Annotated in this window: 22 protein-coding genes and 1 pseudogene; 11 read left to right on the top strand and 12 right to left on the bottom strand. The window is 71.3% G+C overall.

The features are described 5' to 3' along the window. Positions 1–31: 31 nt before the first annotated feature. A complete protein-coding gene (locus PS467_RS04900) occupies positions 32–2,185 on the top strand; it encodes an OmpL47-type beta-barrel domain-containing protein (protein WP_311039763.1) in 2,154 nt (717 codons plus the stop codon). Between the two features lie 57 nt (positions 2,186–2,242). Here PS467_RS04900 and recQ read toward each other — a convergent pair whose 3' ends face one another. Beyond that, positions 2,243–4,132: a DNA helicase RecQ gene (recQ, locus tag PS467_RS04895; protein WP_311034153.1), complete on the bottom strand. Its 1,890-nt coding sequence runs from the start codon at positions 4,130–4,132 to the stop codon at positions 2,243–2,245. Positions 4,133–4,289: 157 nt separating this feature from the next. Between recQ and PS467_RS04890 the strand changes: the two genes are divergently transcribed. Together PS467_RS04890 and PS467_RS04885 are read left to right on the top strand one after the other, a co-directional pair. After that, positions 4,290–4,856 carry a snapalysin family zinc-dependent metalloprotease gene (locus PS467_RS04890; RefSeq protein ID WP_432280539.1) on the top strand — a complete coding sequence of 189 codons (567 nt, stop codon included), beginning with the start codon at positions 4,290–4,292 and terminating at the stop codon, positions 4,854–4,856. Positions 4,857–4,931: 75 nt separating this feature from the next. Further along, positions 4,932–5,132 (top strand): alpha-L-rhamnosidase C-terminal domain-containing protein, encoded by a 201-nt coding sequence (locus PS467_RS04885; protein WP_311034152.1) that lies wholly within the window; start codon positions 4,932–4,934, stop codon positions 5,130–5,132. Here the strand turns inward: PS467_RS04885 and PS467_RS04880 are convergent. Continuing rightward, positions 5,122–5,919 carry a DeoR/GlpR family DNA-binding transcription regulator gene (locus tag PS467_RS04880; protein ID WP_311034151.1) on the bottom strand — a complete coding sequence of 266 codons (798 nt, stop codon included), beginning with the start codon at positions 5,917–5,919 and terminating at the stop codon, positions 5,122–5,124. The genes PS467_RS04885 and PS467_RS04880 overlap by 11 nt on opposite strands. Before the next feature lie 167 nt (positions 5,920–6,086). Here PS467_RS04880 and PS467_RS04875 point away from each other — a divergent pair, with 167 nt between their 5' ends. The 3 genes from PS467_RS04875 (at position 6,087) to PS467_RS04865 (ending at position 9,402) form a co-directional block, all read left to right on the top strand. Then, positions 6,087–7,520: an Nramp family divalent metal transporter gene (locus PS467_RS04875; RefSeq protein WP_311034150.1), complete on the top strand. Its 1,434-nt coding sequence runs from the start codon at positions 6,087–6,089 to the stop codon at positions 7,518–7,520. A 14-nt stretch (positions 7,521–7,534) separates the two neighbouring features. Then, on the top strand, positions 7,535–8,533 hold the full coding sequence (locus PS467_RS04870; protein ID WP_311034149.1) for a phosphoglycerate dehydrogenase: 999 nt from the start codon (positions 7,535–7,537) through the stop codon (positions 8,531–8,533). A 101-nt stretch (positions 8,534–8,634) separates the two neighbouring features. After that, positions 8,635–9,402: an HpcH/HpaI aldolase family protein gene (locus PS467_RS04865; protein ID WP_268970205.1), complete on the top strand. Its 768-nt coding sequence runs from the start codon at positions 8,635–8,637 to the stop codon at positions 9,400–9,402. A gap of 652 nt (positions 9,403–10,054) precedes the next feature. On the opposite strand, the gene PS467_RS04860 is transcribed toward PS467_RS04865, so the two are convergent. The 8 genes from PS467_RS04860 to PS467_RS04825 form a co-directional block, all read right to left on the bottom strand. Further along, positions 10,055–11,425 (bottom strand): NAD(P)/FAD-dependent oxidoreductase, encoded by a 1,371-nt coding sequence (locus PS467_RS04860; protein ID WP_311034148.1) that lies wholly within the window; start codon positions 11,423–11,425, stop codon positions 10,055–10,057. A gap of 76 nt (positions 11,426–11,501) precedes the next feature. After that, the gene (locus PS467_RS04855; RefSeq protein ID WP_268970203.1) at positions 11,502–12,491 is read right to left on the bottom strand and encodes a zinc-dependent alcohol dehydrogenase family protein; all 990 of its coding nucleotides are present in this window, start codon (positions 12,489–12,491) and stop codon (positions 11,502–11,504) included. Beyond that, positions 12,488–13,366 carry a carbohydrate ABC transporter permease gene (locus PS467_RS04850; RefSeq protein ID WP_268970202.1) on the bottom strand — a complete coding sequence of 293 codons (879 nt, stop codon included), beginning with the start codon at positions 13,364–13,366 and terminating at the stop codon, positions 12,488–12,490. Before PS467_RS04850 ends, PS467_RS04855 begins: the two co-directional genes overlap by 4 nt. Next, a complete protein-coding gene (locus PS467_RS04845) occupies positions 13,363–14,331 on the bottom strand; it encodes a carbohydrate ABC transporter permease (RefSeq protein ID WP_311034147.1) in 969 nt (322 codons plus the stop codon). Before PS467_RS04845 ends, PS467_RS04850 begins: the two co-directional genes overlap by 4 nt. Next, positions 14,328–15,677: an ABC transporter substrate-binding protein gene (locus tag PS467_RS04840; RefSeq protein ID WP_268970200.1), complete on the bottom strand. Its 1,350-nt coding sequence runs from the start codon at positions 15,675–15,677 to the stop codon at positions 14,328–14,330. The genes PS467_RS04845 and PS467_RS04840 overlap by 4 nt, the downstream gene beginning before the upstream one ends. A gap of 54 nt (positions 15,678–15,731) precedes the next feature. After that, positions 15,732–16,493 carry a DeoR/GlpR family DNA-binding transcription regulator gene (locus tag PS467_RS04835; RefSeq protein ID WP_268970199.1) on the bottom strand — a complete coding sequence of 254 codons (762 nt, stop codon included), beginning with the start codon at positions 16,491–16,493 and terminating at the stop codon, positions 15,732–15,734. Between the two features lie 279 nt (positions 16,494–16,772). Then, positions 16,773–18,137 carry a 6-phospho-beta-glucosidase gene (locus tag PS467_RS04830; protein ID WP_311034146.1) on the bottom strand — a complete coding sequence of 455 codons (1,365 nt, stop codon included), beginning with the start codon at positions 18,135–18,137 and terminating at the stop codon, positions 16,773–16,775. Continuing rightward, positions 18,134–18,895, bottom strand: a complete 762-nt coding sequence (locus PS467_RS04825) for a DeoR/GlpR family DNA-binding transcription regulator (RefSeq protein ID WP_311034145.1) — start codon at positions 18,893–18,895, stop codon at positions 18,134–18,136. The genes PS467_RS04830 and PS467_RS04825 overlap by 4 nt, the downstream gene beginning before the upstream one ends. Positions 18,896–19,045: 150 nt before the next feature. Between PS467_RS04825 and PS467_RS04820 the strand changes: the two genes are divergently transcribed. From PS467_RS04820 to PS467_RS04805, 4 genes are read left to right on the top strand one after another with little or no spacing between them, the layout of a single operon-like run. Then, positions 19,046–20,173: a carbohydrate kinase family protein gene (locus PS467_RS04820; protein WP_311034144.1), complete on the top strand. Its 1,128-nt coding sequence runs from the start codon at positions 19,046–19,048 to the stop codon at positions 20,171–20,173. Between the two features lie 33 nt (positions 20,174–20,206). Further along, positions 20,207–21,628, top strand: coding sequence for an extracellular solute-binding protein (locus tag PS467_RS04815; RefSeq protein WP_311034143.1), 1,422 nt, complete (start codon positions 20,207–20,209; stop codon positions 21,626–21,628). Beyond that, complete coding sequence (locus PS467_RS04810; protein WP_311034142.1) at positions 21,625–22,533, top strand: carbohydrate ABC transporter permease; 909 nt, start codon at positions 21,625–21,627, stop codon at positions 22,531–22,533. Before PS467_RS04815 ends, PS467_RS04810 begins: the two co-directional genes overlap by 4 nt. Then, positions 22,530–23,354, top strand: a complete 825-nt coding sequence (locus PS467_RS04805; protein ID WP_311034141.1) for a carbohydrate ABC transporter permease — start codon at positions 22,530–22,532, stop codon at positions 23,352–23,354. Before PS467_RS04810 ends, PS467_RS04805 begins: the two co-directional genes overlap by 4 nt. Positions 23,355–23,379: 25 nt before the next feature. Here the strand turns inward: PS467_RS04805 and PS467_RS04800 are convergent, their stop codons facing one another. Continuing rightward, positions 23,380–24,138, bottom strand: a complete 759-nt coding sequence (locus PS467_RS04800; RefSeq protein WP_311034140.1) for a DUF72 domain-containing protein — start codon at positions 24,136–24,138, stop codon at positions 23,380–23,382. After that, positions 24,135–24,374: a hypothetical protein gene (locus tag PS467_RS04795; RefSeq protein WP_268970191.1), complete on the bottom strand. Its 240-nt coding sequence runs from the start codon at positions 24,372–24,374 to the stop codon at positions 24,135–24,137. The genes PS467_RS04800 and PS467_RS04795 overlap by 4 nt, the downstream gene beginning before the upstream one ends. Before the next feature lie 102 nt (positions 24,375–24,476). On the opposite strand from PS467_RS04795, the pseudogene PS467_RS04790 reads away from it, so the two are divergent. Then, positions 24,477–25,124 (top strand): annotated as a pseudogene (locus PS467_RS04790) (phosphoribosyltransferase); the annotation flags it as partial. Between the last annotated feature and the right edge of the window lie 19 nt (positions 25,125–25,143).

Below are 25,143 nucleotides of genomic sequence, written 5' to 3'. Positions count from 1 at the left end.
ACCCTGGACGGCGCTCCTCGCCGCGCTGCTCATGGTCCTCGGGCTGAGCTCGGCGGCGGCGACGGCCGCCTACGGGCGGGACGACACCCGGCAGGCCGTACCGCAGACCCTCACCTGGACCGCGGGCGACGACATCACCGCGTACACCTCGGCGCCCACCACCGCGGTCGCCGGGAAGGCCACCATCGTCTTCGAGAACAGCACGGCCACCGGCAACACCACCGGGATGCCGCACACCCTGACCTTCGACGTCTCCGACCCCGAGTACAACAACGACGTCGCGCTGAACATCCTCGCCAACCCCTCGGACGACAGCGGCGGCAAGCACACCGCCGAGGTCACCCTCAGCCCCGGCCGCTACCACTACCACTGCACCATCCCCGGCCACGGCCAGATGCAGGGCGTCCTGGTGGTCACCGACGGCGGCGGAGGCGAGGACACCACCGCGCCGGAGGTCTCGGCGAAGGTCGAGGGCGAGCGGAACGCGGACGGCGCCTACATCGGGATGGCCACCGTCACGGTGTCCGCCACCGACGCCGGCTCGGGCGTGGACCGGATCGAGGTCGCCGAAGGGGACGGGGCGTTCCAGCCGTACACCGCCCCGGTGATGGTCCACGAGGTCGGCACGCACACCCTCCGCTACCGGGCCGTGGATCGGGCGGGGAACGTGTCGGAGGTGAAGTCGGTGAACTTCCGCCTGGTGGCGCCGCCGACGGATGACACCACACCGCCCGCGACCTCCGCCACCGTCTCCGGTGAGCAGGACCCCTCCGGCGCGTACCTCGGCATGGCCACCGTGACCATCACCGCCTCGGACACCGGATCCGGGGTCAACCGGATCGACTACGCCCTAAGGGAGGGGGATTTCCAGCCGTACACCGGCCCGGTGATGGTCCATGACACCGGTGACCACACGGTGCGCTACCGGGCCGTGGACCGGGCGGGGAACGTGTCGGAGGTGAAGTCGGTGGACTTCACCGTGGTGGCCCCGCCCAGCCAGGACACCACACCCCCGGTGGTCTCGGCGGAGGTCGGCGGGACGAAGAACTCCGACGGCGCCTATGTCGGCAGCGCCAAGGTCACGCTCACCGCGGCCGACGACGACTCCGGGGTGGAGAAGGTCGAGTACTCCCTGGACAGCGGGCCGTATCTCGCCTACACCACTCCCGTGGTGGTGGACCGGGTGGGCCGCCACACCGTCGCGTACCGCGCCACCGACACGGCGGGCAACACCGCCACCGCCCGGCAGATCGCGTTCACCGTGGCCGAGGGCGGTGGAGTGCCCGCACCCGCGTGCCCGGAGTGGGACGAGCGGCTCACCGTGATCGTCGGCACGGTGGACACCGGTGTCCCCAACCGCATCACCCGCGGCCGGTGCACCATCAACGAGCTGATCGAGGACGAGAAGGACTGGTCCTCGCACGCCCTCTTCCTCAAGCACGTCACCGCCGTCACCGACAAGCTGCTCGCCGACGGCGTCATCGACCAGCGCGAATACCGGCTGATCAACAAGGCGGCCCGGCAGTCCGGCATCGGCGAGCCCGGTGAGAACGAGGGCTACCGACCGCTGTTCGACGGCACCAAGAAGTCCTTCGAGGCGTGGCAACACGTGGGCGGCGGGGCCTTCGGTCTCAACGACGACGGCAGCATCACCAGCAGCTCCACGGTCGAGGGCATGGGCATGCTGTGGTTCCCGCAGCGGACGTACGACGACTTCTCGCTGAAGCTCCAGTTCCGCGATGACGCACCCGGCACCGGCAACGCCAACAGCGGTGTCTTCGTGCGCTTCCCGAATGTGCACGACCACCCCGAGGAGTCCCGCCCGGAGTGGGTCGCCATCACGTACGGGCACGAGGTGCAGATCCTCGACCGGCCCGACGGCGATATGTACAAGACCGGCTCGATCTACGGTTTCGACCGGGTCGGGCTCGGCGGCGCCGGGGTCACCCCCAAGGGCAGCTGGAACGACTATGAGATCCGGGTGGTCGGTCAGCACTACTCGATCTACCGCAACGGTGTGCTGATCAATGAGTTCGAGAACACCGGCGGCCAGGAGTTCACCCCGCCGCGCGCCGGCGACCCCGGCACGGACGGCCGTCGGTACGCCTCCGGATACATCGGTCTGCAGACCCACAGCACCGACGATGTGATCTCCTTCCGTGACATCCGCATCAAGGAGCTGTAGCCACAACGTGCCGCAGCCCGCTCCCGGCTCGCCGGGAGCGGGCTGTGGGCCGCCCGTTCAGGAGGCCAGGGTGTCCAGAATCCCCTGGCCGTACTTGGCCAGCTTGTTCTCACCGACCCCGCTCACCGTGCCGAGCTCCTCCAGCGTGGCCGGGGAACGGGTCGCGATCTCGCGCAGGGTGGCGTCATGGAAGACCACATACGCGGGGACGCCCTGCTCCTTCGCGGTCGCGGCACGCCAGGCGCGCAGCCGCTCGAAGACCGGGACGGCCTCCTCCGGCAGATCCACCGGAGCCTTCTTGGCCTTGCCCGAACCCGAAGCCGAACCCGAAGCCGCCGACTTCCCCTTTCCGGCACGCGACGCCTTCTCCGGCTCGCGCCGCAGCCTGACCTCGCGCCGCCGGTTCAGCACCTCCGCGCTCGCGTCGGTGAGCACCAGCGTGCCGTAGTCCCCCTCGACGCCGATCAGCCCCTGAGCGAGCAACTGCCGCACCACCCCGCGCCATTCGGCCTCGCGCAGCTCGGTGCCGATGCCGAACACCGACAGCGCGTCATGGTCGAACTGGATGACCTTGGCCGTCTTCTTGCCGAGCAGGATGTCGATGATCTGGCCCGCGCCGAACTTCTGGTTGCGCTCCCGCTTGAGCCGCACCACCGTCGACAGCAGCTTCTGCGCGGCGATGGTGCCGTCCCAGGACTCCGGGGGCGTGAGGCAGGTGTCGCAGTTGCCGCAGGGAGCGGACTCCTGGCCGAAGTAGGCCAGCAGCCGCACCCGGCGGCACTCGACCGTCTCGCACAGCGCCAGCATCGCCTCGAGATGGGCGCCGAGGCGGCGCCGATGGGCGTCGTCACCCTCGGAGGTGTCGATCATCTTCCGCTGCTGGACGACGTCCTGGAGTCCGTACGCCAGCCATGCGGTGGACGGCAGGCCGTCCCGCCCGGCCCGGCCCGTCTCCTGGTAGTAGCCCTCGACGGACTTGGGCAGGTCCAGATGGGCCACGAACCGCACATCGGGCTTGTCGATGCCCATGCCGAACGCGATCGTGGCCACCATGACCAGGCCGTCCTCGCGCAGGAAACGCGCCTGGTGCTCGGCGCGCGTGGCCGCGTCCAGCCCGGCGTGGTACGGCAGCGCGTCGACGCCCTGGGCGACCAGGAACTCGGCCGTCTTCTCCACCGAGGAGCGGGACAGGCAGTAGACGATGCCCGCCTCGCCCGCGTGCTCGGTGCGCACCAGCTCCAGCAGCTGCTTCCGGGGCTCGTTCTTGGCGGCGATCCGGTACTGGATGTTCGGGCGGTCGAAGCTCGCCACGAAGTGCAGGGCGTCCTGGAGCTTGAGCCGGGAGGCGATCTCGGCGTGGGTGGCCTCGGTGGCGGTCGCGGTCAGCGCGATCCGGGGCACCGTGGGCCAGCGCTCGTGCAGCTCGGACAGGGCCAGGTAGTCGGGCCGGAAGTCATGCCCCCACTGCGCCACACAGTGCGCCTCGTCGATGGCGAACAGCGAGATGGTGCCCCGCTCCAGCAGCCGCAGCGTGGACTCCACCCGCAGCCGCTCCGGCGCGAGATAGAGCAGGTCCAGCTCGCCCGCGAGGAACTCGGCCTCGACCAGCCGCCGCTCGTCCAGATCCTGGGTGGAGTTGAGGAAACCGGCCCGGACCCCGAGGTTCCGCAGGGCGTCGACCTGGTCCTGCATCAGCGCGATCAGGGGGGAGACGACGACGCCGACCCCCTTCCGCACCAGCGCCGGGATCTGGTAGCACAGCGATTTGCCGCCGCCGGTCGGCATGAGGACGAGCGCGTCGCCGCCGGCCACGACATGGTCGATGATCTCCTGCTGACCTCCCCGGAAGGAGTCGTAGCCGAAGACGCGGTGCAGAACGCCGAGCGCGTCGCTCCTGTCGGTGGCGGGCGCGTCGCTCATCTCGGGGCCGGTGTCGGGGAGAGCCATCCGGCGATTCTAGGGGGCCCGGCGTACGCGCGCCGACCGGCTGTGGACAACCGTCCGGATGGGGCACGGTGTGCGGGCACAGTGGCCGAGGAGACGGGCACGTGCCATGCTCATGCCCACTCGCCTTGTCCATCCTTACCCCACGAGGAGGCCGATCGTGAGATCCAGCAAGCGCGTCCGTGTCCTGCCCGTCCGCGCCTTACCCGCCGCGGTGACGGCGGTGCTCGCCCTGGCGGCCGGGCAGGCCGTGGCCGCTCCCGCCGCCCCGGCGGAGCACACCGCCGCCGCGCGGGTCGTGACGTACGACGCCAGCGGGGCCGCCGAATTCAAAGACGCCGTGGCCAAGGGCGCGGCGGTCTGGAACGAGAGCGTGGTCAACGTCCAGCTGAAGCCCGCCGCCTCCGGGCAGCGGGCCAACGTCCGCATCATCGCGGACAACGGCTGGCCCCGGACCCTGTCGACCGGTCTGGGCAGCGGCACGATCTACTTCGGCCGCCAGGCCGTCGACGAGGGCCACAACACGGTGCGGATCTCCTCACACGAGCTCGGCCACATCCTCGGTCTGCCGGACGTCAAGCCGGGGCCGTGTTCGAGCCTGATGTCCGGTGCCAGCGCGGGCACCTCCTGCACCAACCCCTACCCGAACGCCGCCGAGAAGGCGGAGGTCGAGGACAGCTTCGGCCTCGTGGGCGCGGCGGCCGCACCGCGCCTGTACCAGGACTGACCCGGGTGAGCGGGCCGGGAGCACGGCTCCCGGCCCGCTCCCTCGCGACGGGCCGGCCCCGCACAGCGGCGGGCTGTGTCGGCAGCCCGGTGCAGGCGCGGACCGACGGAAGGCGGAGCGACCCCGTACGGCAGGGCCGAGGCGGGTTGGCGGCGCGGGGGCGAGGAGCTGGTGGTCGAGGTGCTGGTGCCGCCAGGCACCCGGGCCGAGGTGCGGCTGCCGGGGGATGACACACCGTTAGAGGTGGGCGCGGGGCGGCACGTCGTCAGACGGTGATCACCTCGGTGTCCGGCAGCGCGCGGAAGGGGGCGAGCTGGGCGTCGGTGGCGCCGCTGTCGGTGACCAGCGTCCACGCCCGGTCCAGCGGGGCCCAGGCGGTGAACGGGGCCTGGCCGAGCTTGCTGCTGTCGGCCAGGACGTACAGCTCCTTGCCGCGGTCGGCCATCATCTCCTTGAGCGAGGTCTGTTGCAGGCTCGCCTCGCAGATGCCCAGCCGCGCGTCCAGCCCGTCCGCGCCGAGGAAGACCTTGTCCGCGGTCAGCCGGGACAGGGTCAGCTCGGCGAGCGGCCCGACGAAGCCCTGGCTGACGTGGCGCAGCGTCCCGGCGAGGGTGATCAGCTCGACCCCGTCCGCCTCGGCCAGCTCGCGCAGCGCGGTGAGCCCGCTGGTGATCACGGTCAGGTCGGTGCGGGCGCGCAGATGGTGGGCGAGCCGTCCGGTAGTGGTGCCCGCGTCGAGGATGACGGTGTCGCCCTGCCCGATCCGCGCGGCCGCCCAGCGCCCGATGCGGTCCTTCTCGGCGACGGCGAGCCCGCTGCGCTGCCCGAGGCTGGGCTCGGTGGTGTGACCGGCGCTCATCGCGCCGCCGTAGGTACGGGCGATGGTGCCCTGTTCGGTGAGGAGTGCGAGGTCCCGGCGGATGGTGGAGGGGGTCACCTCCAGCGAGCGGGCCAGCTCCTCGACCACGACCGTGCCATCGGTCCGGATCATTCGGGCGATCAGCTCCCGGCGGTCCCCGGCGCGCAGCCGTCTGCGCTCCTCCGCCCCGGCCTCCTGAGTCATGGCGGCCCATCCTTCCGCTCACTCCGCGCGACGCTGCGCAGCACTGAGCAACACTATCAGTCTGCGCATTCCGCGCTGTTTCATGGTGGACACTGCGCAGACTCTTGCGCGTTACGTGCAATCGTGCGAGCGTTCCGCACACAACACGCACGGAGCGGGGAGGTCGTATGACGGCGGAGAGTGTGCCGACGCAGGTCGGGCCGAAGGACGAGGCGCCGTCCGACGATCCGTACGCACTGCGGGCGAGCGACATCAAGGAGCCGCCGCGCGATCTACGCGGCACGGTGCGCCGGCTGGGCCCCGGAATGATCCTCTCCGCCGCCGTGGTCGGGTCCGGCGAGCTGATCACCACCACCTCACTGGGCGCCAAGGCGGGTTTCGTCCTGCTGTGGCTGGTCATCGCCAGCGCGCTGGTCAAGGTGTGGGTCCAGATGGAGCTGGCCCGCTGGACCATCCTCACCGGCAAGACGGCCCTGGCCGGCTACAGCCAGGTCGCCCCCAGAGTGGGCCGGGTCGGCTGGATCAACGTGCTGTGGATCCTCATGGACTTCGCCAAGATGCTCCAGCGCGGAGGCATGATCGGCGGTGCCGCGGCGGCCTTCAGCATTCTCGCCCCCATCGGGGGCGAACCGCTGGGCCGGACCTCGCTCACCGCCTGGACCGTGATCGTCGTGGTGTCCGTCGTCGCGCTGATGTATACGAACCGCTACGGGATGGTGGAGAAGGCCGGGTTCATCACCGTCGTCCTCTTCACCCTCTCCACCGTCGCCCTCGCGGTCGGACTGCCCTGGACCGAGTTCCCGTACGGCGGCTCCGACCTGGCCTCCGGACTGACCCTGTCCATCCCGGCCGGGACGCTCGGCTTCGCCGTCGCCATGTTCGGCATCACCGGCGTCGGCGCCGATGAGATGACCACCTACACCTACTGGTGTCTGGAGAAGGGGTACGCCCGCTGGACCGGCCCCGACGACGGCACCGAGGCACGGGCCCGGCGCGCCGAGGGCTGGATCCGGGTGATGCGCATCGACGCGCTCACCTCATGGGCCGTGTGCACCCTGTGCACGCTCTCCTTCTACATAATCGGCGCGGCCATCCTGCACCGGCAGAACCTGGTGCCCGAGGGCAACGAGATGATCACCACGCTGTCCCGGATGTACACCGACACGCTCGGCCCCGCCGGCAAGTACCTCTTCCTGGCCGGTGCCATCGCCGTCCTCTACTCCACGATCATCGCCTCCACCGCGAGCGTGCCACGGCTGTGGACCAACACCCTCGGCCTGCTCGGCGTGTTCGACTGGCGGGACGTCAAGGCCCGGCAGCGCGTCATCCGTCTGCTCACCGTGGTCCTGCCGCCCCTGTGGGCCGCGTTCTACCTCTATCTCCAGGAGCCGGTGCTGATGGTGCAGGCCGGAGGTATCGCGGGCGGGATCTTCCTGCTCGCGGTCGTGATCGCGGTATGGCGGCTGCGCAGCACGGAAGTCGATCGGCGGTTCCGCGCCAACCCCGTGCTGAACGGCGCGCTGGTGCTCAGCAGTACGGCCATCGGCGCGCTGGGTGTCTATTCGGTCCTCGATGTCCTCGGGCTCGGGGTGGGGAGTTGAGGGAGTTGATTGAGTTGAGCGAGTTGCGTGAGCCGAGCGGGGCGGGCGGGTCCGGTGCGGCCACCGGCCATGGCGTCCTGGTGACCACACCGAGCTTCGGACAGCATGCGAGCGAGCCCTGGGAGGTGTTCGCGGCCGCCGGGGTGCCGGTGCGCACCGCACGGGCGGCGCATCCGCTCACCGAACGGCAGCTGATCGAGGAGGCCGAGGGCGCCAGGGCGCTGGTCGTCGGGCTCGACCCGGTGACGGCGGCGGTCCTGGCGGCGGCGCCGGGGCTGGAGGTCGTCGCCAAACACGGCGTCGGCACCGACAACATCGACCTGGCCGCGGCCGCCGCACACGGCGTCCGCGTGGTCAACGCTCCCGGAACCAACACCACGGCGGTCGCCGATATGACGATGGCCCTGCTGCTGGCCGCCGTACGGCGCATCGTGCCCGCGCACGCCTCGGTCACCGGCGGCCGCTGGGACCGCTTCTTCGGGCCCGAACTGGCCGGGCGCACCCTCGGCATCGTCGGCTTCGGCCGGATCGGGCAGGCCGTCGCCCGCCGCGCCCGGGGCTTCGACATGGACCTCATCGCCTACGACCCGCACCTTCCTGCGGCCGTCTTCGCCGAACAGGGGGTGCGGTCCGTGACCTTCGAGGAGCTGATCGCGGCCGCCGATGTGCTCACCCTGCATCTGCCGGTGCCCTCGGGCGGACCGCTGCTCAGCCGCGCCCAACTGGCGGCCATGAAGCCCGGATCCTGTGTCATCAATACGGCGCGGGGCGGGCTGATCGACGAAGAGGCCCTCGCCGAACTGCTGCACAGCGGGCATATCGCGGCGGCCGGTATCGATGTGTTCGCCACCGAACCCCCGGCCGGTAATCCGCTGCTCACCGCGCCCAACGCGGTGCTGACCCCGCACTGCGCCGCGTTCACCCAGCAGGCCAACGCCGCGATGGGCACCACCGTGGCCGCCGATGTGGTGCGCGTCCTGCGGGGAGAGGACCCGGTGAACGCCGTGGTGTGAACACCGGAACAACGGAACACCGGAACGCCGGGCGACGCACCCCGGATCCCCATGACCACCCCCGCATCCGCCCCCGAGACACAACGAGAGAAGCTGACAGCATGAACACTTCCCCCGCCGACTTCGCGGCCCGGCTGCGCGCCCGCCAGCGGATCATCGGTTACTGGGTCGTCCTCGACAACCCCGTCGGCACCGAGCGCCTGGCCGGGCTCGGCTACGACTACATCTGCGTCGACGCCCAGCACGGCCTCCTCGATTACCAGGGCACCCTCGGCGCGATGACCGCCATCGACGCCCGCGGCACCTCCGCCGGAATGGTGCGCGTTCCGGCCAACGACGGCTTCTGGATCGGCCAGGCCCTCGACGCCGGCGCCCGTGGGGTCATCGTTCCGCTGGTCAACAGCGCCGAGGAGGCGGCCGCCGCGGTCAGCTACTGCCGCTACCCCCCGCTCGGGGTGCGCTCCTACGGCCCGATGCGCTCGGGCCTGCGGGTCGGCCCCACCCCCGCCGAGTCCAACGAGCAGGTCGCCTGCATCGTGATGATCGAGACGGCCCAGGCGCTGGCCAACACGGCGGAGATCTGCGCGACGGACGGGCTCGACGGTGTCTACATCGGCCCCTCCGACCTCACCATCGCGCTCGGCGGCCGCACCTCGACCGACACCTCGGTCGCGGAGAAGTTCGACGCGGCCCTGGCGAAGGTCGCCGAGGAGGCGCGGGCCGCGAACATCGCCGCCGGTATCCACTGCCCCGACGGCGCGACGGCCGCCAAGCGCCTGGCCCAGGGCTTCACCTTCGCCACGGTCAGCAGCGACCTGGTCCACCTGGAGCAGGCCGCCGCGGCACACCTGCGCGACGCCACCGCCTGAGTGCACCCCCTCGGGACCGCGGCTCTCCCGGCCCCACTCGGGCCGCCCTCCGCCTCCGGGCGCTTTCCGGACGTGGCTTCGGAGAGCCTGGCAGGGGGCGCCGGGCTCCACGACCGGAGGCCGAGGCCGCTGCCGGTGGGGCCTGGGGCGGGGCGCGGACCCCGGTCCAGGCAGTCCGGCGGCGGGCAGGGCCCTATGTGTCCGGCGGACTGGGGCGCCGCCCCGCGATACGGGGGCCGGGGCTTGTCCTGCGAGGAGCCCGGGGCCACCGGTCCCGGCGGGACGGGGGTCCGCCGGGGCCTCCGTCCGGCAGTACCCGGTGCGTAAACCCGGATCTCCTGCACGGGGGCGGGGCGGGGGTCCGGGGGCTCCGCCCCCTCGCGGGGCGGGGCCGCCCCGGGTGGGCCAGGGGTGGGGCGGAGGCTCCTGCGAGCCGGGCCGCCATGCCGGGCCGTGGGCTGGGCTCATGTGCCTGGCGGGGCGCTGGGGCGCGGCCTCGCGATACCGGGAACCCGAAGCCTGCCCCCGCGGGAGCCGGGGCGAGGCCCGCGGCACCGGGCCGGGGCCTGTCCCCCGCGGGGGCGGGGATGAAGCCCGCGACACCGGCGTCCGGGGGCTGGGCCTCCGGCGGGCGCCGGTGCGCGGGCCGGGGTCAGGTCTCCACGCGCAGTGGCGGGGCCGTGAGGCCGCGGGCCTTTGGCAGGAGCACCGTCCGCAGGGCGACGGCGGGGGACATCAGGCGGGACGGGGCCGCGGCCAGGTATGTGACGTCCCGGAACGCCGCGCCCACCACCCGGTCGATCGTCGCCCGAGCCGCCAGCCGCCCGAAGTACCAGCTCCGCAGCCGCTCGGCCGCGCCCGGCGGTGTCGCGTCCGCGTCCGTGGCGTACGGGCGGTCCGCGCCGACGGCGGTCAGCCAGGCGGTGTCGCTCGCGCGGGCCACGGCGCGCTGCGCGGTGGCCGCGAAACCGGGCCGCAGACCTCCCTCGGCCAGGCAGCGGCGCAGGGCCAGTCCGCTGAGGGCGGCCACCGACATGCCCTGTCCGTAGACCGGGTTGAAGGTGCAGGCGGCGTCCGAGACCGCGAGGAACCCCTCGGGCACCCCGCCCGGGGCGTCGTAGTGGCGGCGGCGGTTGGAGGTGTCGCGGAATCCGTACGGCGGGGAGACCGGCTCACAGGTCAGCAGGTGTTCGTAGAGCGCCGGCTCGCCCAGGGACTTGACGAAGCCGGGCACCTCCGAGCCCTCGGTCGGCGGATGCTGACCCCGCACCCCCGACAGCGTCAGCAGCCAGTTGCCGTCCTCGACGGGGGACCACGCCGCGCCGCGCGGACAGTCCGGGCGTGGCTGGATGACCATCACCATGTCCAGCGGCTCGGCGGGCCGGAACATCTGGGTGCAGTAGCCGATCCCGGCGTCGACGACCTCCTCGCGCGGCACCGGAGCGCCCAGTTCCGCCAGCCACCGGGGGGCGCGCGAGCCGCGCCCCGAGGCGTCGACGACCAGATCGGCGGGCAGCTCCCGCTCGGCGTGTCCGGCGTCCCGTGCCCGTACCCGTACGCCGGTCACCCGGTCCGCGCCGCCGAGCAGCCCGATGACCTCGGTGGCCTGGAGCACCTCCACCCGGGTCCCGGACCTCTCGGCCTCGGTCAGCACCCGCGCCCGTACGGTGGCGTCGAACAGCGCCCGGGTGCAGCTGGTCGTGATGTGTCTGCCCTCGTGGTAGCGGCGCTGCCAGCCGTTGGGGGCCTTGGTGATCACATCGCGCGGCGCTTCGAGGCGGTGCGCGCCGGCCGCCTCCAGTTCGCTTCCCAGCCCGGGGAACAGCTCCTCCAGGGCGCGCCGCCCGCCGCTGAGGAAGACGTGCAGATGGCGGCCCTGGGGTACGCCCTTGCGGAAGACGGGCTGCTCGGGATAGCGGTCGCGCTCCACGAGGGTGACCCCCTCGACGTGGCCGAGAAGCGCGCCCGCCGCCAGCGTGCCCGCCAGTCCTCCGCCCACCACCACCGCGTGGCCCTTGCCCATGTCCCGCCCTCTCCCGATCATGATTGACGACGGCCCAAGCCTGGTGCCCCGGGCTTGGGCCGTCAACCACGTACGGTTACGGGACGACCACGATCTTGCGGCCCTGGCCCGACTGGAACTGGTCGAGCGCCTTGGGGTACTCCTCCAGCGGCAGCCGGTGGCTGATGAAGATCTGCGGGTCCAGCACCCCGGTCGCGAACAGCCCGGCGGCACGCTCGTAGCTGTGCAGCACGGCCATGGAGCCGGTGATGGTGATCTCCTGGTTGTAGATCTTGTACGGCTCGATGACGGCCCGCGTCGCGTAGTCGGAGACGCCGAACTGGAGGAACGTGCCGGCCTTGGCCACCCGGCCCAGCCCGTCCTGGATGGCGGCCTGGTTGCCGGTGGCGTCGATGACCACGTCCCAGCCGCGCGGCTGGTCCAGCTCGTCCGCCGAGGCGGCGGCCCGGCTGCAGCCGAGGGTGGTGGCGGTGGCCAGCCGCTCGGCGTTGACATCGAGCACGTCCACGCTGGTGGCGCCGGTCCGCTTGGCCAGCTCCAGCATCATCAGCCCCATGGTGCCGGAGCCGTAGATGAGCACCTCGGCGCCCAGGTTGCCGTTGAGCACGTCATAGCCGCGCACCGCGCAGGACAGCGGCTCGATCAGGGCCGCGTCGGCCACCTCCACGTGCTCGGGCAGCTTGACGCAGTTGGCCACCGGGGCCACCGCGAACTCGGCGGCCCCGCCGGGGACGCTGACCCCGATCGCGTTCCAGTTGTCGCACAGGTTGCCCCGGCCGATCCGGCAGTAACGGCACTCATGACAGTGCAGGGAGGGGTCCACGGCGACCCGGTCGCCCACCGCGACCTCGGTGACACCGCTGCCGATGCCCACGACCACACCGGCGAACTCGTGCCCGGGGACGATGGGCAGCGTGGGCGCGAACTCCCCCTGAAGAATGTGCAGGTCGGTGCCGCACAGCCCGCAGGCCGCCACGTCCACCACGACCTCACGGGGCCCCGGGGTGGGGTCCGCGACGGTGGTGACGGTGACCTTGCCGGGGGCTTCGATGACGGCGGCCCTCATTTGACTGCTCCTAGCGAAAGGCCCTGAACCAGCTTGTCCTGGGCGGCGAAACCGGCGGCGAGCACCGGGAGGGAAATGACGATCGACGCGGCGCAGACCTTGGCCAGGAACAGGCCCTGGCTGGTGACGAAGGTGGTCAGGAACGCCGGGGCGGTCTGGGCGACCACACCGGTGAGCACCTGGGCGAAGAGCATCTCGTTCCAGCTGAAGATGAAACAGATCAGCGAGGTGGCGGCGATGCCCGGCCCCGCGATCGGGGCGACGACCCGCCACAGGATGGTCGGCAGCCGCGCCCCGTCCATCTGGGCGGCCTCGATGATCGACACCGGGACGTCGGCGAGGAAGGACTGCATCATCCACACCGCGATCGGCAGGTTCATCGAGGTGTAGAGGATGACCAGCAGCCAGACGTTGTCCAGGAAGTCGATGTCCTTGGCGAACAGGAAGATCGGCAGCAGTCCGGCCACCACCGGCAGCATCTTGGTGGACAGGAAGAAGAACATCACATCCGTCCACTTGCGCACCGGCCGGATCGACAGCGCGTACGCCGCCGGAAGCGCCAGCAGCAGCACGAAGCAGGTGGAGAAGAGGGATGTGCCCAGCGAGTTGAGCAGCGAGGGCCACGGGCTGGCCCCGCCGCCCGAGCCGAAGAACTCCTTGTACCCGTCGAGGGTCAGCGAAGCGGTCAGCGACGGCGGGTTGGTGGCGGCGTCGGCCTCGGAGTGGAACGAGGTCAGCAGCATCCACAGCACCGGCAGGACGAACACGATGCCGACGAACCAGGCCAGCAGGCCGAGTGCCGCACCGCGCCGCTTGGCCCGGCGGGCCGCGTCCGTCACGGGGGTGATGGTCACCGGGGTGCTCACGGCGGTCATGCGTGGGACACCTCCTCACGGAAGAGGGACGAAACCACGCGCAGCGCGAAGGTGGCGATGATGATCGTGCCGATCACCACCACGACACCCGCGGCCGATGCCAGCCCGTACTCGTGGGCGTTGTAGAAGGTTTCGTAAATGGTGTAGGGCAGGTTGGCGGTGTCCAGGCCACCGCGGGTCATGGTGAACACGGCGTCGAAGTTCTGCACGATGTAGATGGACCCGAGCAGCGTGCCCAGCTCCAGATAGCGGCGCAGATGCGGCAGCGTCAGATAGCGGAAGATCTGCCAGTTGCCGGCCCCGTCCAGCCGGGCCGCCTCCATCGTCTCCAGCGGGCGGCTCTGGAGTCCGGCCAGCAGGATGAGCATCATGAACGGTGTCCACTGCCAGATCAGCGATGCCTCCACCGCGATCAGCGGAGTATCGGTGAGCCACTCCGGCTGGGGCCCGCCCAGCCAGTTGAGCACGCCGTTGAACAGGCCGTACTCGGGGTTGTACAGCGCATGCTTCCACAGCAGCGCGGAGGCCACCGGCACCAGCAGGAACGGTGCGATGAGCATGGTGCGGACCAGGCCCCGGCCGCGGAACTTGCGGTCCAGCAGCAGCGCCAGCAGCAGCCCCAGCACCACGCTGACGATCACCACGGAGGCGGTCAGCAGCACGGTGGTGACGATGGAGTCGCGCAGTGCCTCATCGCTCAGCACCGTCTTGTAGTTCTCCAGTCCCGCGAACTCACGGCGGTCGGGACGGAAGGAGTTCCAGTCGAAGAGCGAGATCACCAGGGTCGCCACGAACGGAAGCTGGGTGACCACGATCAGGAAGATCAGCGCGGGCAGCAGCGGCGCCCGGGTGGCCCACTCCCGGGCCCGGTTCCTCGGCGCCCCGGGGCGCTTGGCGGCGGCGGGGGCCGCCGCGGCCGGTGGCCGCTCGTCGTGTACGGGTACTGCCGTCGTCGGGTTACTCATCGGTACTCCTCGGCGACCTTCTCGGCCAGCTTCTGCGAATTCTTCAATGCCGTCTCGACGGACTGCTTTCCGGCGATGGCGGCGCTGATCTCCTGGGCCACCTTGGTGCCCAGATCGGCGAATTCGGGGATGTCGACGAACTGGATACCGATGGTCGGCCGCGGCTGCACCCCAGGATCACGTGGCTTGGCGCTGGTGATGGCCTTACGGGTCTCCTCGGAGAAGGTGCCGGCGGTGTCCTTGTAGTCCGGATTGGTGTAGGTGGACGACCGCTTGCCCGCGGGCACGTTGGACCAGCCGAACTCCTTGCCGACCAGGGCCTCGTACTCCTTGCTGGAGGCCCAGGAGATGAACTTCCAGGCGTTGTCGGGGTGGCGCGACGCCTTCTGGACGCCCCAGGCCCAGGTGTAGAGCCAGCCGGAGCTCTCGGTCTTCTCCACCGGCGCCTGGACGTAGCCGATCTTGCCCTTGACGGGGGACTTGGCGGCCTCCAGCGACCCGGCGGCCGAGGTGGCGTCGTACCACATGGCGCTCTTGCCCTGGGTGAGGTTGTTCAGGCACTCGGCGAAGCCCGACTGGGCCGCACCGGCCTCACCGTGCTTGCGCACCAGGTCGACATAGAACTTGGTCGCCTTGGTGAACTCGGGCGAGTCCAGCTGCGCCTTCCAGTCCTTGGTGAACCACGTCCCGCCGAAGGTGTTGACCACCGTGGTCAGCGGGGCCATCAGCTCACCCCAGCCGGGCAGTCCGCGCAGACAGATGCCGTTCATCCCCTTGCGGGAGCCGTCCACCTTGGCCGCGATGTCCGCGACCTGCTGCCAGGTGGGGTGCTCGGGCATCTTCAGATGGTTCTCGGCGAGGATGTCCTTGCGGTACATCAGGAACGACGACTCGCCGTAGAAGGGCTCGGCGTAGAGCTTGCCGTCCTCGGCGGTCAGCGACTCCCGCATCGAGGGGAGGATGTCCTTCTGGTCGAACGCCTTGTCCTTGGCCGCGTAGGAGTCGAGCGGCAGCAGCCAGTCGTTCTCCGCGTAGAAGGGCACCTCGTAATTGCTGATGGTGGCCACGTCGTACTGGCGGGCCTGGTTGGCGAAGTCCTGACTGATCTTGTCGCGGACCTCGTTCTCCGGCATCATCGTGAACCTGACCGTGATGCCCGTTTCCTTGGTGAAGTACTTTTTGGTGAGCTTCTGCAAATCCACCATCTGCGGGTTGTTCACCATCAGGACATTGACGGTCTTATCGCCTGAGCTGCCGCCTCCCATACCGGCGCAACCGGTCAGGAGCGCGCCCGCGGTCAGGGCCACCACCGGTATCCGGGCAGCACGAAGAGTCAGGACTGGCATAACGGGTCCAATCGAAGGGACGGGGGAAAAAGTAAAAACAGCGGAGGAGGGACGTCAGACCCTGACGATCTGCGGGCCCAGCAGCGAATAGCGATGTGCCTCGGTCAGCGGTAGACCGGTGTCGGTCACGATGGTTTCGAAATCCGACACATCCGCGAACCGGCAGAAGCTGACGGCTCCGAACTTGGTGTGCACCCCGGAGAAGATCTTCCGCCGGGAGACCCGCACCACCTGCGCCTTGATCTCACTGACCGCCGGATCCGGGGTGGTCAGGCCGTACTGGCGGGAGATGCCGTTGGCGCCGATGAAGGCCAGGTCGATGACGAAGCCCGAAAGCATATGCGTCGCCCAGTGGTCGACGGTGGCCATCGTGCCCCCGCGCACCCGGCCGCCGAGGAGCAGCACGGTGGTGTTGTCACGGGGAGCGAGGCCGGTGGCGGTCGCGAGGGAAGCGGTGATCACGGTGAGCGGCCGGTCCCGGGGCAGGGCCTCCGCGATCAGCTGCGGGGTGAACCCCTCGTCGATGAAGACCGTCTCGGCATCGCCCAGCAGATCGGCCGCCGCCGCCGCGATCCGCGACTTCTCCGGCACATGCATGGTGGTACGGAAGGCGAGGGTGGTCTCGAAACCGGCGCTTTCCACGGGGTACGCGCCACCATGGGTGCGCCGCACCAGTCCGTGCTGCTCCAGCACACGCAGATCGCGGCGCACCGTCTCCTTGGACACCCCGAGGTCGGCGGCGAGTTTGCCGACGTCCACGACGCCGGCACGGCGAGCCGTGTCGAGGATCTCCCGACGGCGTTCCTCCGCGTCCACGCCGCACCTCCTGCCTTGGTCTTTCGAGCTTGCGTGGCAGTTTTACAAGCACGCAACGAGAGCCGCCAGCCTTGGCGCAGGAGAGATCGTGACCGTATGCGCCCGTTTCACGATCGTTATCTTGGCAGTTCAGCAGGGGTGAGGCAACGGACGGTGAGGAACTCGGATGCCTGGTTCTCCGCCCGGTGGGCCCGTTTCTCGCCCGATTACCGAAAGAGGACGTGAACGGAGCCCAACCGGGCGTGTTCAGATACTGGGGAATGCCCGAACGGACATGTGCTATGGGCGGTCGAGCGCCCCGGAGGCATCCAGAATCCTGCCCGCGACCTTGACCGAATCAACCAGCGGATGCAGAGCGAGGGCCCGCAGGGCCGCACCGCGGGCGATGCCCGAATCGGTGCCCGCTTCGGTGCCCGCCGCGGTCGTGGCCGCCTCGATGGCCGCGCGCTCCACGGCCTTGAGGGTGAGCATCAGGCCAAGCTGGTCCGGCGCCACCGCGCCGGCCGCCAGCGGGCGCGCCCCGCCCGCGTCCACCACGGCGGGCACCTCCACCACGGCGTCCTCGTCCAGACCGGGGACGGCCGTGCGGTTGCGCACGTTGAGGATCAGCGTGGCGCGCTCATCGCGGGCGATGGCCCGCATCAGGGCCAGCGCGATCCGGTCGTAGCCACCGCCGTCCAGATCGCAGGAGTCGCGCTCCCAGCCGCCGGTGGCCTCGCGGCTCTCGGCCATGTACGTGGCCTCGCGCTCCAGCCGGGTGCGCTCCCACGCCTGAAGCGCCCCGGCGGCTCCGGAGCCGGCCGTCGCGTAGAACCGGGCCTGCTGCTCGCGGAGGAACTCCCCACGGGTGGCCGGGGCCTGACGGATCGAGGCCACCGCCTCCCGGTTGAAGTAGTAGTAGTGCAGATACTCGTTCGGCAGCGCGCCGAGCGCCCGCAGCCACTCGGCGCCGAACAGCTTGCCCTCCTCGAACGACTCCAGCGCGGCGGTGTCGCCCAGCAGCTCCGGCAGCCGGTCCCGGCCGTTCACCACCACCCGGCGCAGCCAGCCCAGGTGGTTGAGGCCCACATAGTCGTAGGTGGCCCGGTCCGGGTCGGCGCCGACCGCCCGCGCGGCGCGGCGGCACAAACCGACCGGGGAGTCGCAGATGCCGATCACCCGATCGCCGAGCACCCGCTGCATCGCCTCGGTGACCATGCCCGCCGGGTTGGTGAAGTTGATGACCCAGGCGTCCGGGGCCACGGTGGCGATCCGCTCGGCGATCCGCAGCGCCACCGGCAGGGTGCGCAGCCCGTAGAGCACCCCGCCCGCGCCGACCGTCTCCTGCCCCAGCACCCCTTCGCCGAGCGGAATCCGCTCATCGCGCGCCCGGCCCTCCAGGCCGCCGACGCGGATGGCCGAGAAGACGAAGTCGGCGCCGCGCAGCGCCTCGTCCAGATCGGTGGTGGCCCGGACCGCGGGCGCGGTGGGGCGGCCCTCGGCCTGTTCGGCCAGGACTGCGCGGATGGCGTCCAGCCGGCCGGGGTCGGTGTCGTACAGCACCAGCTCGGTGCAGCGTCCGGCCTCGTCCCCGGTGTCCTCGAGCAGGGCCCGGTACACCAGGGGCATACGGAATCCGCCGCCGCCCAGCACAGTCAGCCTCATACGGTCACTACCTCCACATCGGCCTCGCGGAACACGGCGAGCGTCGCCGGGTCGGATGTCTCGTTGGTGATCAGGGTGTCGATCCGCTCCGGCCCGCAGATCCGGGCGAGGCCGGTGTCACCGGGGAACTTCCCCGCGGTGACCAGCAGCACCACCTCCCGGGTGGCGCCGAGCATGGCCCGTTTGACGGGCACCTCCACATGGGTGCTGTCCAGCACGCTGCCGTCGGGGAGCACCCCGCTCGCGCCGAGGAAGAGCCGGCCGACCCGCAGCTGACGGATGTTGGACTCGGTGAGGAAGCCGACCACGGACCGGTAGTTGGCGCGCACCTGCCCGCCCAGCAGGATCAGGGTCACCTTCGGGTCGTCGCGCAGCTCGTCGTAGACCGCGAGATTGCTGGTCACCACCGTGACCGGACGGCCGCGCAGCAGCTTGGCGAGCTGGAGGGTGGTGGTGCCGATGTCCAGCAGCAGCACATCGCCGTCGGCGACCAGCTCCGCGGCGGCGCGGGCGACGGCCCGCTTGTCGTCCAGGTCGTCGACCGCCACCTCGCCGAACGGACGCTCCTCGTCCGGAGTGGGCGCGGCCACCGCGCCGCCGTAGACCCGGGTGAGCCGGCCGGCCCGGCCCAGCTCGGTGAGGTCCCGGCGGGCGGTGGCCTCGCTGACGCCCAGACGCGTGGCGATCTCCCCGATGGGCAGCACGCCCTCCTCGCCGAGGATGCTCAGCAGCTTCTCGTGGCGGGTCTCTCGCAGCATGGTGGCAACCTACTCCAGATGAGCGAGTCTGCGCGACTGTGATTGACCTCTTGCATTCACCGCAGGTGAGGTGCAAGGTGTCGCTCACGCCACCCCGTCAGAAGGGCCCCAGGCGCGAACAGGTCATGCCGCACAAGGAAAGGCACGTCGGTGAGCACCACGGCCGGAACACCCGATCCGATCCAACCGATCGACCCGCTGGCGGCGCTGCGCGCTCCCGCGGACCCCGAGCACGACGTCTACCTCACCGGCACCGTGTTCCTGGACATCATCTTCACCGGGCTCGACCACGCCCCCGTCCGCGGCACCGAGTCCTGGGCGCGCGGCATGGGATCGAGCCCCGGCGGCATCGCCAACATGGCCACCGCGCTCGCCCGGCTGGGGCTGCACACCACCCTCGCCGCCGCCTTCGGCACCGATGTCTACGGCGACTACTGCTGGGAGAGCCTCGCCCTCGGCGAGGGCGTGGACCTCACCCACTCCCGGCGCGTCCCCGGCTGGCACTCCCCGGTCACCGTCTCCATGGCGTACGAGGGCGAGCGGACCATGGTCACCCATGAACACCCGGCCCCGCCGCCCGCCGCCCAGGGCGCGCCGCCCCGCTCCCGCGCCTGTGTGACCGCCTTCGAACCGGGGCGCCAGGAGGAGTGGGTGCGCCGGGCGCACGCCCAGGGAGCCAAGATCTTCGCCGATGTCGGCTGGGACGAATCCGGCCGCTGGGACCCCGCCGCACTGCCCGACCTGCCCTATGCCCACGCCTTCCTGCCCAACGCGGCCGAGGCCCAGCGCTACACCCGCACCGACAGCCCCGAGCGGGCCGTGCGCGCCCTGGCCGAGCTGGTGCCGATCGCGGTCGTCACCAGGGGCGCCGAGGGCGCCGTGGCCATCGACTCGCTCACCGGGGAGCGCGCCGAGGTGCCCGGACTGTCCGTGGACGCGCTCGACCCGACCGGGGCGGGCGATGTCTTCGTCGCCGGTTTCATGACCGGAACGCTCGCGGGCTGGCCGCTCGTGGACCGGCTGGCCTTCGCCAACCTCACCGCCGCCCTCTCCGTCCAGCACTTCGGCGGCTCCCTGGCCGCTCCCGGCTGGTCGGAGGTGGCCGCCTGGTGGAGCCGGGCGCGCCGGTCGGCCGACCGCCACGCGGACGCGGCCGGGCTCGCCCGCCGCTACGCCTTCCTGGGCGATCTGATCCCGGACCGGGTGAGCGACTGCCCGCGGCTGCGGGCGCTGCCCACCATCGGCTTCCGGGTGCATGACAGTGCCCAACGGTCCTGACGGCCCCTGATCAGACGCATCGAGGAGAACCCCATGGAACTCGCCCGTACCGGGGCGCGCCGCCGCATACGTGGCAGAGCCGCCCCGGCCGCGCTCGCCGTCGGTGCCGTCCTGCTCGCCGCGGGCTGTGTGCCCGGCACCGACGGCTCGGGGGCCGCCGGTGCCGGGACCGGCGCGGCCACCGCCGTACCCGACCCGGCCAGGGCCGGAAAGACCACGCTGACCGTATGGGACCAGGAGATACGCGGCGGGACCAACGGCGAGATACAGCAGCTGAACCGGGAGTTCGAGAAGAAGTACCCCAATGTGCGGATCAAGCGGGTCGCCCGCAGCTTCACCGATCTGAAGACCACCCTGAAGCTCGCCGTCTCCGGCAACAACCCGCCCGATGTCATCCAGGCCAACCAGGGCTACCCGGACATGGTCGCCTTCGTCCGGGCCGGGCTGCTCGCCCCGCTGGACAACTACGCCGGGATCTACGACTGGAACACCCGCTACCCCGCCACACTGCTCAACCTGAACCGGGTCTCCGCCGACGGCGGCGACTTCGGCAGGGGGCGGCTCTACGGCATCTCCCAGACCGGCGAGTACATCGGCCTGTACTACAACAAGGACCTGCTGCGGCGGGCCGGGCTGGAACCCCCGCGCAGCTGGGGCGAGTTCACCGACGGCCTGGCCCGGCTCAAGAAGCGGGGCGAACTGCCGATCCAGTTCGGCAACCTCGACAAGTACCCGGCCATCCACACCTTCGGGGTGCTGCACGACCAGCTCGGCGCCGCCGGTGCCCGTGACACCGTCCTCGGCCGCGGCGACGGCTTCGACAACGCCGCCACCAAGGGCGCCGCGGCGACCCTCGCCGACTGGACGGAACGCGGCTATCTGCCCAAGGGCGCCAACGGACTCGGCTACGACGACGCGGCCAAGAAGTTCGCCTCCGGCGACGGCGCGTATCTGCTGACCGGCACCTGGCAGCTGGCCGACCTCAAGAAGTCCATGGGCGACCGGCTCGGCATCATGCCGCCCCCGCCCGCCAAGGCCGGCGGAAACCCCGTCACCACCGGGGGCCAGGGGCTGGCCTGGTCCATCACCTCCCGCTCCCGCCACCCGGAGGTGGCCGCCGCCTATCTGGACTTCCTCACCGACGCGCACGCCGCCGACGTCATGACCCGGCACGGCGTGCTGCCCGCCGTCCCCGCGCAGGCCGCGGCGCGGGTCGCCCCGGACAGCGCCGACGGCCAGATGATCGCCGGCTGGAAGCGGCTGAGCGCCGCCGACGGACTCGTCCCGTACCTCGACTACACCACCCCGAGCTTCTACGACACGCTCTCGGCCGCCCTCCAGGGGGTGATCAGCGGCAAGACCTCCCCGGACGCCTTCGCCGCGACCTTGCAGAAGGACTACGGGGCCTTCATGAGGAAGCAGCGCGAGCAGCACACATCGGCGGGCAACCGATGAGGCTCACCGCCCCGACCAGGGCCTACCGCCGCCGGGCACCCGGTGAGCCGCGCGCCATCGGCTATCTCTACATCCTGCCCGCCCTCGCCGTGTACGCCGTCTTCCTGCTCTACCCCTTCGGACAGTCGGTGTGGCTGTCCTTCGTGCACTGGGACGGGCTGACGGTCGCCACCCCCGCCGGATTCGACAACTACCGCGCGCTGTTCAGCGATCCGAGCCTGCGCGCCCCCTTCCTCCACGCGCTGCTGCTGCTCGTCTTCTACTCGGCGCTGCCGGTGGCCATCGGGCTGCTGCTGGCCGCCGTGATGTCCCGGGCCCGGGTCCGCGGGATGACCTTCTTCCGCACCGTCCTGTTCCTTCCGCAGGTCCTGGCGCTGATCGTGGTCGGCGTGGCCTGGCGCTCCATCCTCGCCCCCGACGGGCTGCTCAACGACCTCCTCCGCGCGGTCGGCCTCGGCGGCCTCGCCCGCCCCTGGCTCGGCGACTACACCTGGGCGCTGCCCGCCGTCGGCGTCGTCGGCACCTGGGTCGGCACCGGACTGTGCATGGTCCTCTTCCTCGCCGGGGCCCAGCGCATCCCACGCGAGCTGTACGAGGCGGCGCGGATGGACGGCGCCGGTCCGCTGCGCGAGTTCCGCGCCGTCACCCTGCCGGGCCTCAGGCCGCAGATCGCGGTGGCGCTGACCCTGACCATCGTGGCCGGGCTGCGCAACTTCGACCTGATCTACATCACCACCAGCGGCGGCCCCGGCAACGCCACCTCCGTACCCGCCTACGAGGTCTACCACCGGGCCTTCGAGACCAACCAGGTCGGCTCGGCCGCCGCCGTCGGCGTGGCCCTCACGGTCCTGATCTTCGTCCTGACGGTGGCGGCCGCCCGGCTCGTGGAAGGGCGGCGGGCATGACGACACGCCTGGAACGCACCGTCACCTACGGCATCCTCGCCCTCTTCGCCGTCATCGCGCTCACCCCCGTGATCGGCGTCCTCGCCACGGCCTTCGGCTCACAGAGCTCCCTGGACACCGGCTTCTCGCTGCCCAAGGGCGGTCTGCACTGGAACAACTTCGCCGATGCCTGGAGCCGTGGCCACTTCGGCACCTATCTGGGGAACTCGGTCCTGGTCACGGCGGTCGTGGTGGCCGCCACCACCGTGCTGGCCGTCCTCGCCGCCTACGCCTTCGGGGTGATGCGCTTCCCCGGCTCCACGGTGCTGTTCTACCTCTTCGTGATCGGGCTGACGCTGCCCCAGGAGGCGCTGGTCGTCCCGCTCTACTTCGATCTGCGCTACGCCGGACTCACCGACACCTACTGGGCGCTGATCCTGCCGCAGACCGCGCAGTCCCTGGCCTTCGGGGTCTTCTGGATGCGCACGTACTTCCGCGGCAGCGCACGGGCGGTGATCGAGGCGGCCCGGCTCGACGGGGCCACCACCTGGACCACGCTGTGGCGCGTGCTGGTCCCGATGGGCCGCCCGGCGATCTCCACCATGGTCGTGATCACCTTCATGTGGACCTGGAACGAGTTCCTGATGGCCCTGGTCATGGTCAGCGACGAGGCCCATCGCACGGTCCCCCTCGGGCTCGCCTTCTTCCAGGGCCAGCACAGCTCCGACGCGGCGCTGCTCGCGGCGGCCTCGGTGCTCATCGCGCTGCCGGTGGTCGTGGTCTACGTGGCGCTGCAACGCCGGTTCATCGAGGGCATGCTGGGCGGGGCGGTGAAGGAGTGAGGCCGCCCGGTCAGCGGCACCCGCGCTATGGCGAGGGGGTGCCGCTGACCGGGCGGCCGAGCCCGGCGACGGCGCGGGCGAAGACGACCGCGTCCCGTACCGCGGCCCCGCCCGTGTCGTTGTTGAAGTAGGCGTAGACCTCCGCGTCGGCCGGCCAGGTGTCCCGGACCCGCCGCGCCCAGGTGGCCAGCGCCCGGTGTCCGTAGCGCGGGGCCGGCTCGGCGCGGCCGCCGTGGAAGCGCAGATACCCCCACCCGGTGGTCCGCCACAGCGGGGTGACCGGGCGGGAACCGGCGTCGGCCCAGCACAGCGCGGCCGCGCGGCGCTCCAGCACCGCGCGGATCTCCTCGGTCCACCAGGAGGTGTGCCGCGGTTCGACGGCCACCCGCGTCCCGGAGGGGAACCGGCTCAGACAGCGGTCCAGCAGCTCGCCGTCGGCCCGCAGGGTGGGCGGCAGCTGGAGCAGCACGGGGCCCAGCCGGTCGCCGAGCCCGGCCGCATGGGACATCAGCCGCTGCACCGGCTCGTCCGGATCCCGCAGCCGCTTGATGTGGGTGAGGTAGCGGCTCGCCTTCAGCGCCATCACAAAGCCCTCGGGGGTGCGCTCCCGCCAGGCGGCGAACTGGTCGTACGTGGGCAGCCGGTAGAAGGCGTTGTTGCTCTCCACCGTGTCGAAGGCGCGGGCGTACTCCTCCAGCCACAGCCGCTGCGGACAGCCCTGCGGATAGAGCCCGCCGCGCCAGTCCCGGTACTGCCATCCCGAGGTGCCGACCAGGACGGTCATGCCTCGCCCGGATGCCAGGGCGGCCACTGTCCGGGCCGGTCCGCCCAGTGGACCTGGTCCGGGTCGTCGAGGTCGATATCGGGGAAGACCTGCCGGACACGCGGCTCGAACTCCTCCCGTTCGAGCGGTTCACAGCCCAGGCCGCGCAGCCGCACCCGCCGGTAGCGGCTGTCGGCGTCGAATGACTCGACGAAGACGGGGTATCCGGACTCGTCCGGGCCGGTGGTGTGCTCCATACCTCCAGGGTGCCGGAGCCCCCGGTTTTCGCGCGCTCTGGCGGGCCGCCGGGGCCCGCCGGCCGGCCTACGCGGACGAGTCCCACATCGCGGGGGTGAACCATGATCTTCACCGACCGGGTGGACGCCGGGCGGCGCCTCGGCGAGGCGCTGCGGCCCCTGGGCGATGAGCGACCGGTCGTGCTCGGGCTGCCGCGGGGCGGGGTGCCGGTGGCCTACGAGGTGGCCCGAGCGCTCCATGCCCCGCTGGACGTGATCATCGTCCGCAAGCTCGGCGTGCCGTACCACCGCGAGCTGGGGTTCGGCGCGATCGGCGAGGGCGGGGTGCGGGTGGTCCATGAGGCGATCGTCCGGATGAGCCGGGTCGACGAGGAGGACCTCGCCGAGGTGGAGCGGACCGAGCGGGAGGAGCTGGCCCGCAAGGCCGGGCGGTTCCGCCGGGGCCGCTCGCGGATCCCGGTCGAGGGCCGGACGGTGGTCATCGTGGACGACGGCATCGCGACCGGCGCCACGGCCCAGGCCGCCTGCCGGGTCGCACGGGCCCAGGGAGCCGCACGGGTGGTCCTGGCCGTCCCGGTGGCGCCGCCGGACGCGGTCGCGACGCTGCGCGAGGACGCGGACGAGGTGGTGGCCCTCTCCACGCCCCCGGACTTCGCGGCGGTGGGGGAGTGGTACCGGGACTTCTCCCAGACGACGGACGCCGAGGTGGTGGAGTTGCTGTCCCGGTCGACTGGAGAGACGGGGGAGGCGCATTCTGGAAGGTGACGCA

Source organism: Streptomyces luomodiensis (assembly GCF_031679605.1).
Classification (GTDB): Bacteria; Actinomycetota; Actinomycetes; order Streptomycetales; family Streptomycetaceae; genus Streptomyces; species Streptomyces luomodiensis.
The sequence above is the reverse complement of the archived record's forward strand: the minus strand, read 5'-3'. Positions and strand labels throughout refer to the sequence as shown.

Excerpts from the sequence above, each read along its gene's own strand:
- PS467_RS04795 (WP_268970191.1), bottom strand. The coding sequence starts at position 24,374 with ATGGAGCACACCACCGGCCCGGACGAGTCCGGATACCCCGTCTTCGTC.
- recQ (WP_311034153.1), bottom strand. The coding sequence starts at position 4,132 with ATGGCTCTCCCCGACACCGGCCCCGAGATGAGCGACGCGCCCGCCACC.
- PS467_RS04830 (WP_311034146.1), bottom strand. The coding sequence starts at position 18,137 with ATGAGGCTGACTGTGCTGGGCGGCGGCGGATTCCGTATGCCCCTGGTG.
- PS467_RS04810 (WP_311034142.1), top strand. The coding sequence starts at position 21,625 with ATGAGGCTCACCGCCCCGACCAGGGCCTACCGCCGCCGGGCACCCGGT.
- PS467_RS04880 (WP_311034151.1), bottom strand. The coding sequence starts at position 5,919 with ATGACTCAGGAGGCCGGGGCGGAGGAGCGCAGACGGCTGCGCGCCGGG.
- PS467_RS04845 (WP_311034147.1), bottom strand. The coding sequence starts at position 14,331 with ATGAGTAACCCGACGACGGCAGTACCCGTACACGACGAGCGGCCACCG.
- PS467_RS04855 (WP_268970203.1), bottom strand. The coding sequence starts at position 12,491 with ATGAGGGCCGCCGTCATCGAAGCCCCCGGCAAGGTCACCGTCACCACC.
- PS467_RS04815 (WP_311034143.1), top strand. The coding sequence starts at position 20,207 with ATGGAACTCGCCCGTACCGGGGCGCGCCGCCGCATACGTGGCAGAGCC.
- PS467_RS04805 (WP_311034141.1), top strand. The coding sequence starts at position 22,530 with ATGACGACACGCCTGGAACGCACCGTCACCTACGGCATCCTCGCCCTC.
- PS467_RS04860 (WP_311034148.1), bottom strand. The coding sequence starts at position 11,425 with ATGGGCAAGGGCCACGCGGTGGTGGTGGGCGGAGGACTGGCGGGCACG.
- PS467_RS04900 (WP_311039763.1), top strand. The coding sequence starts at position 32 with ATGGTCCTCGGGCTGAGCTCGGCGGCGGCGACGGCCGCCTACGGGCGG.
- PS467_RS04865 (WP_268970205.1), top strand. The coding sequence starts at position 8,635 with ATGAACACTTCCCCCGCCGACTTCGCGGCCCGGCTGCGCGCCCGCCAG.
- PS467_RS04840 (WP_268970200.1), bottom strand. The coding sequence starts at position 15,677 with ATGCCAGTCCTGACTCTTCGTGCTGCCCGGATACCGGTGGTGGCCCTG.
- PS467_RS04825 (WP_311034145.1), bottom strand. The coding sequence starts at position 18,895 with ATGCTGCGAGAGACCCGCCACGAGAAGCTGCTGAGCATCCTCGGCGAG.
- PS467_RS04875 (WP_311034150.1), top strand. The coding sequence starts at position 6,087 with ATGACGGCGGAGAGTGTGCCGACGCAGGTCGGGCCGAAGGACGAGGCG.
- PS467_RS04850 (WP_268970202.1), bottom strand. The coding sequence starts at position 13,366 with ATGACCGCCGTGAGCACCCCGGTGACCATCACCCCCGTGACGGACGCG.
- PS467_RS04800 (WP_311034140.1), bottom strand. The coding sequence starts at position 24,138 with ATGACCGTCCTGGTCGGCACCTCGGGATGGCAGTACCGGGACTGGCGC.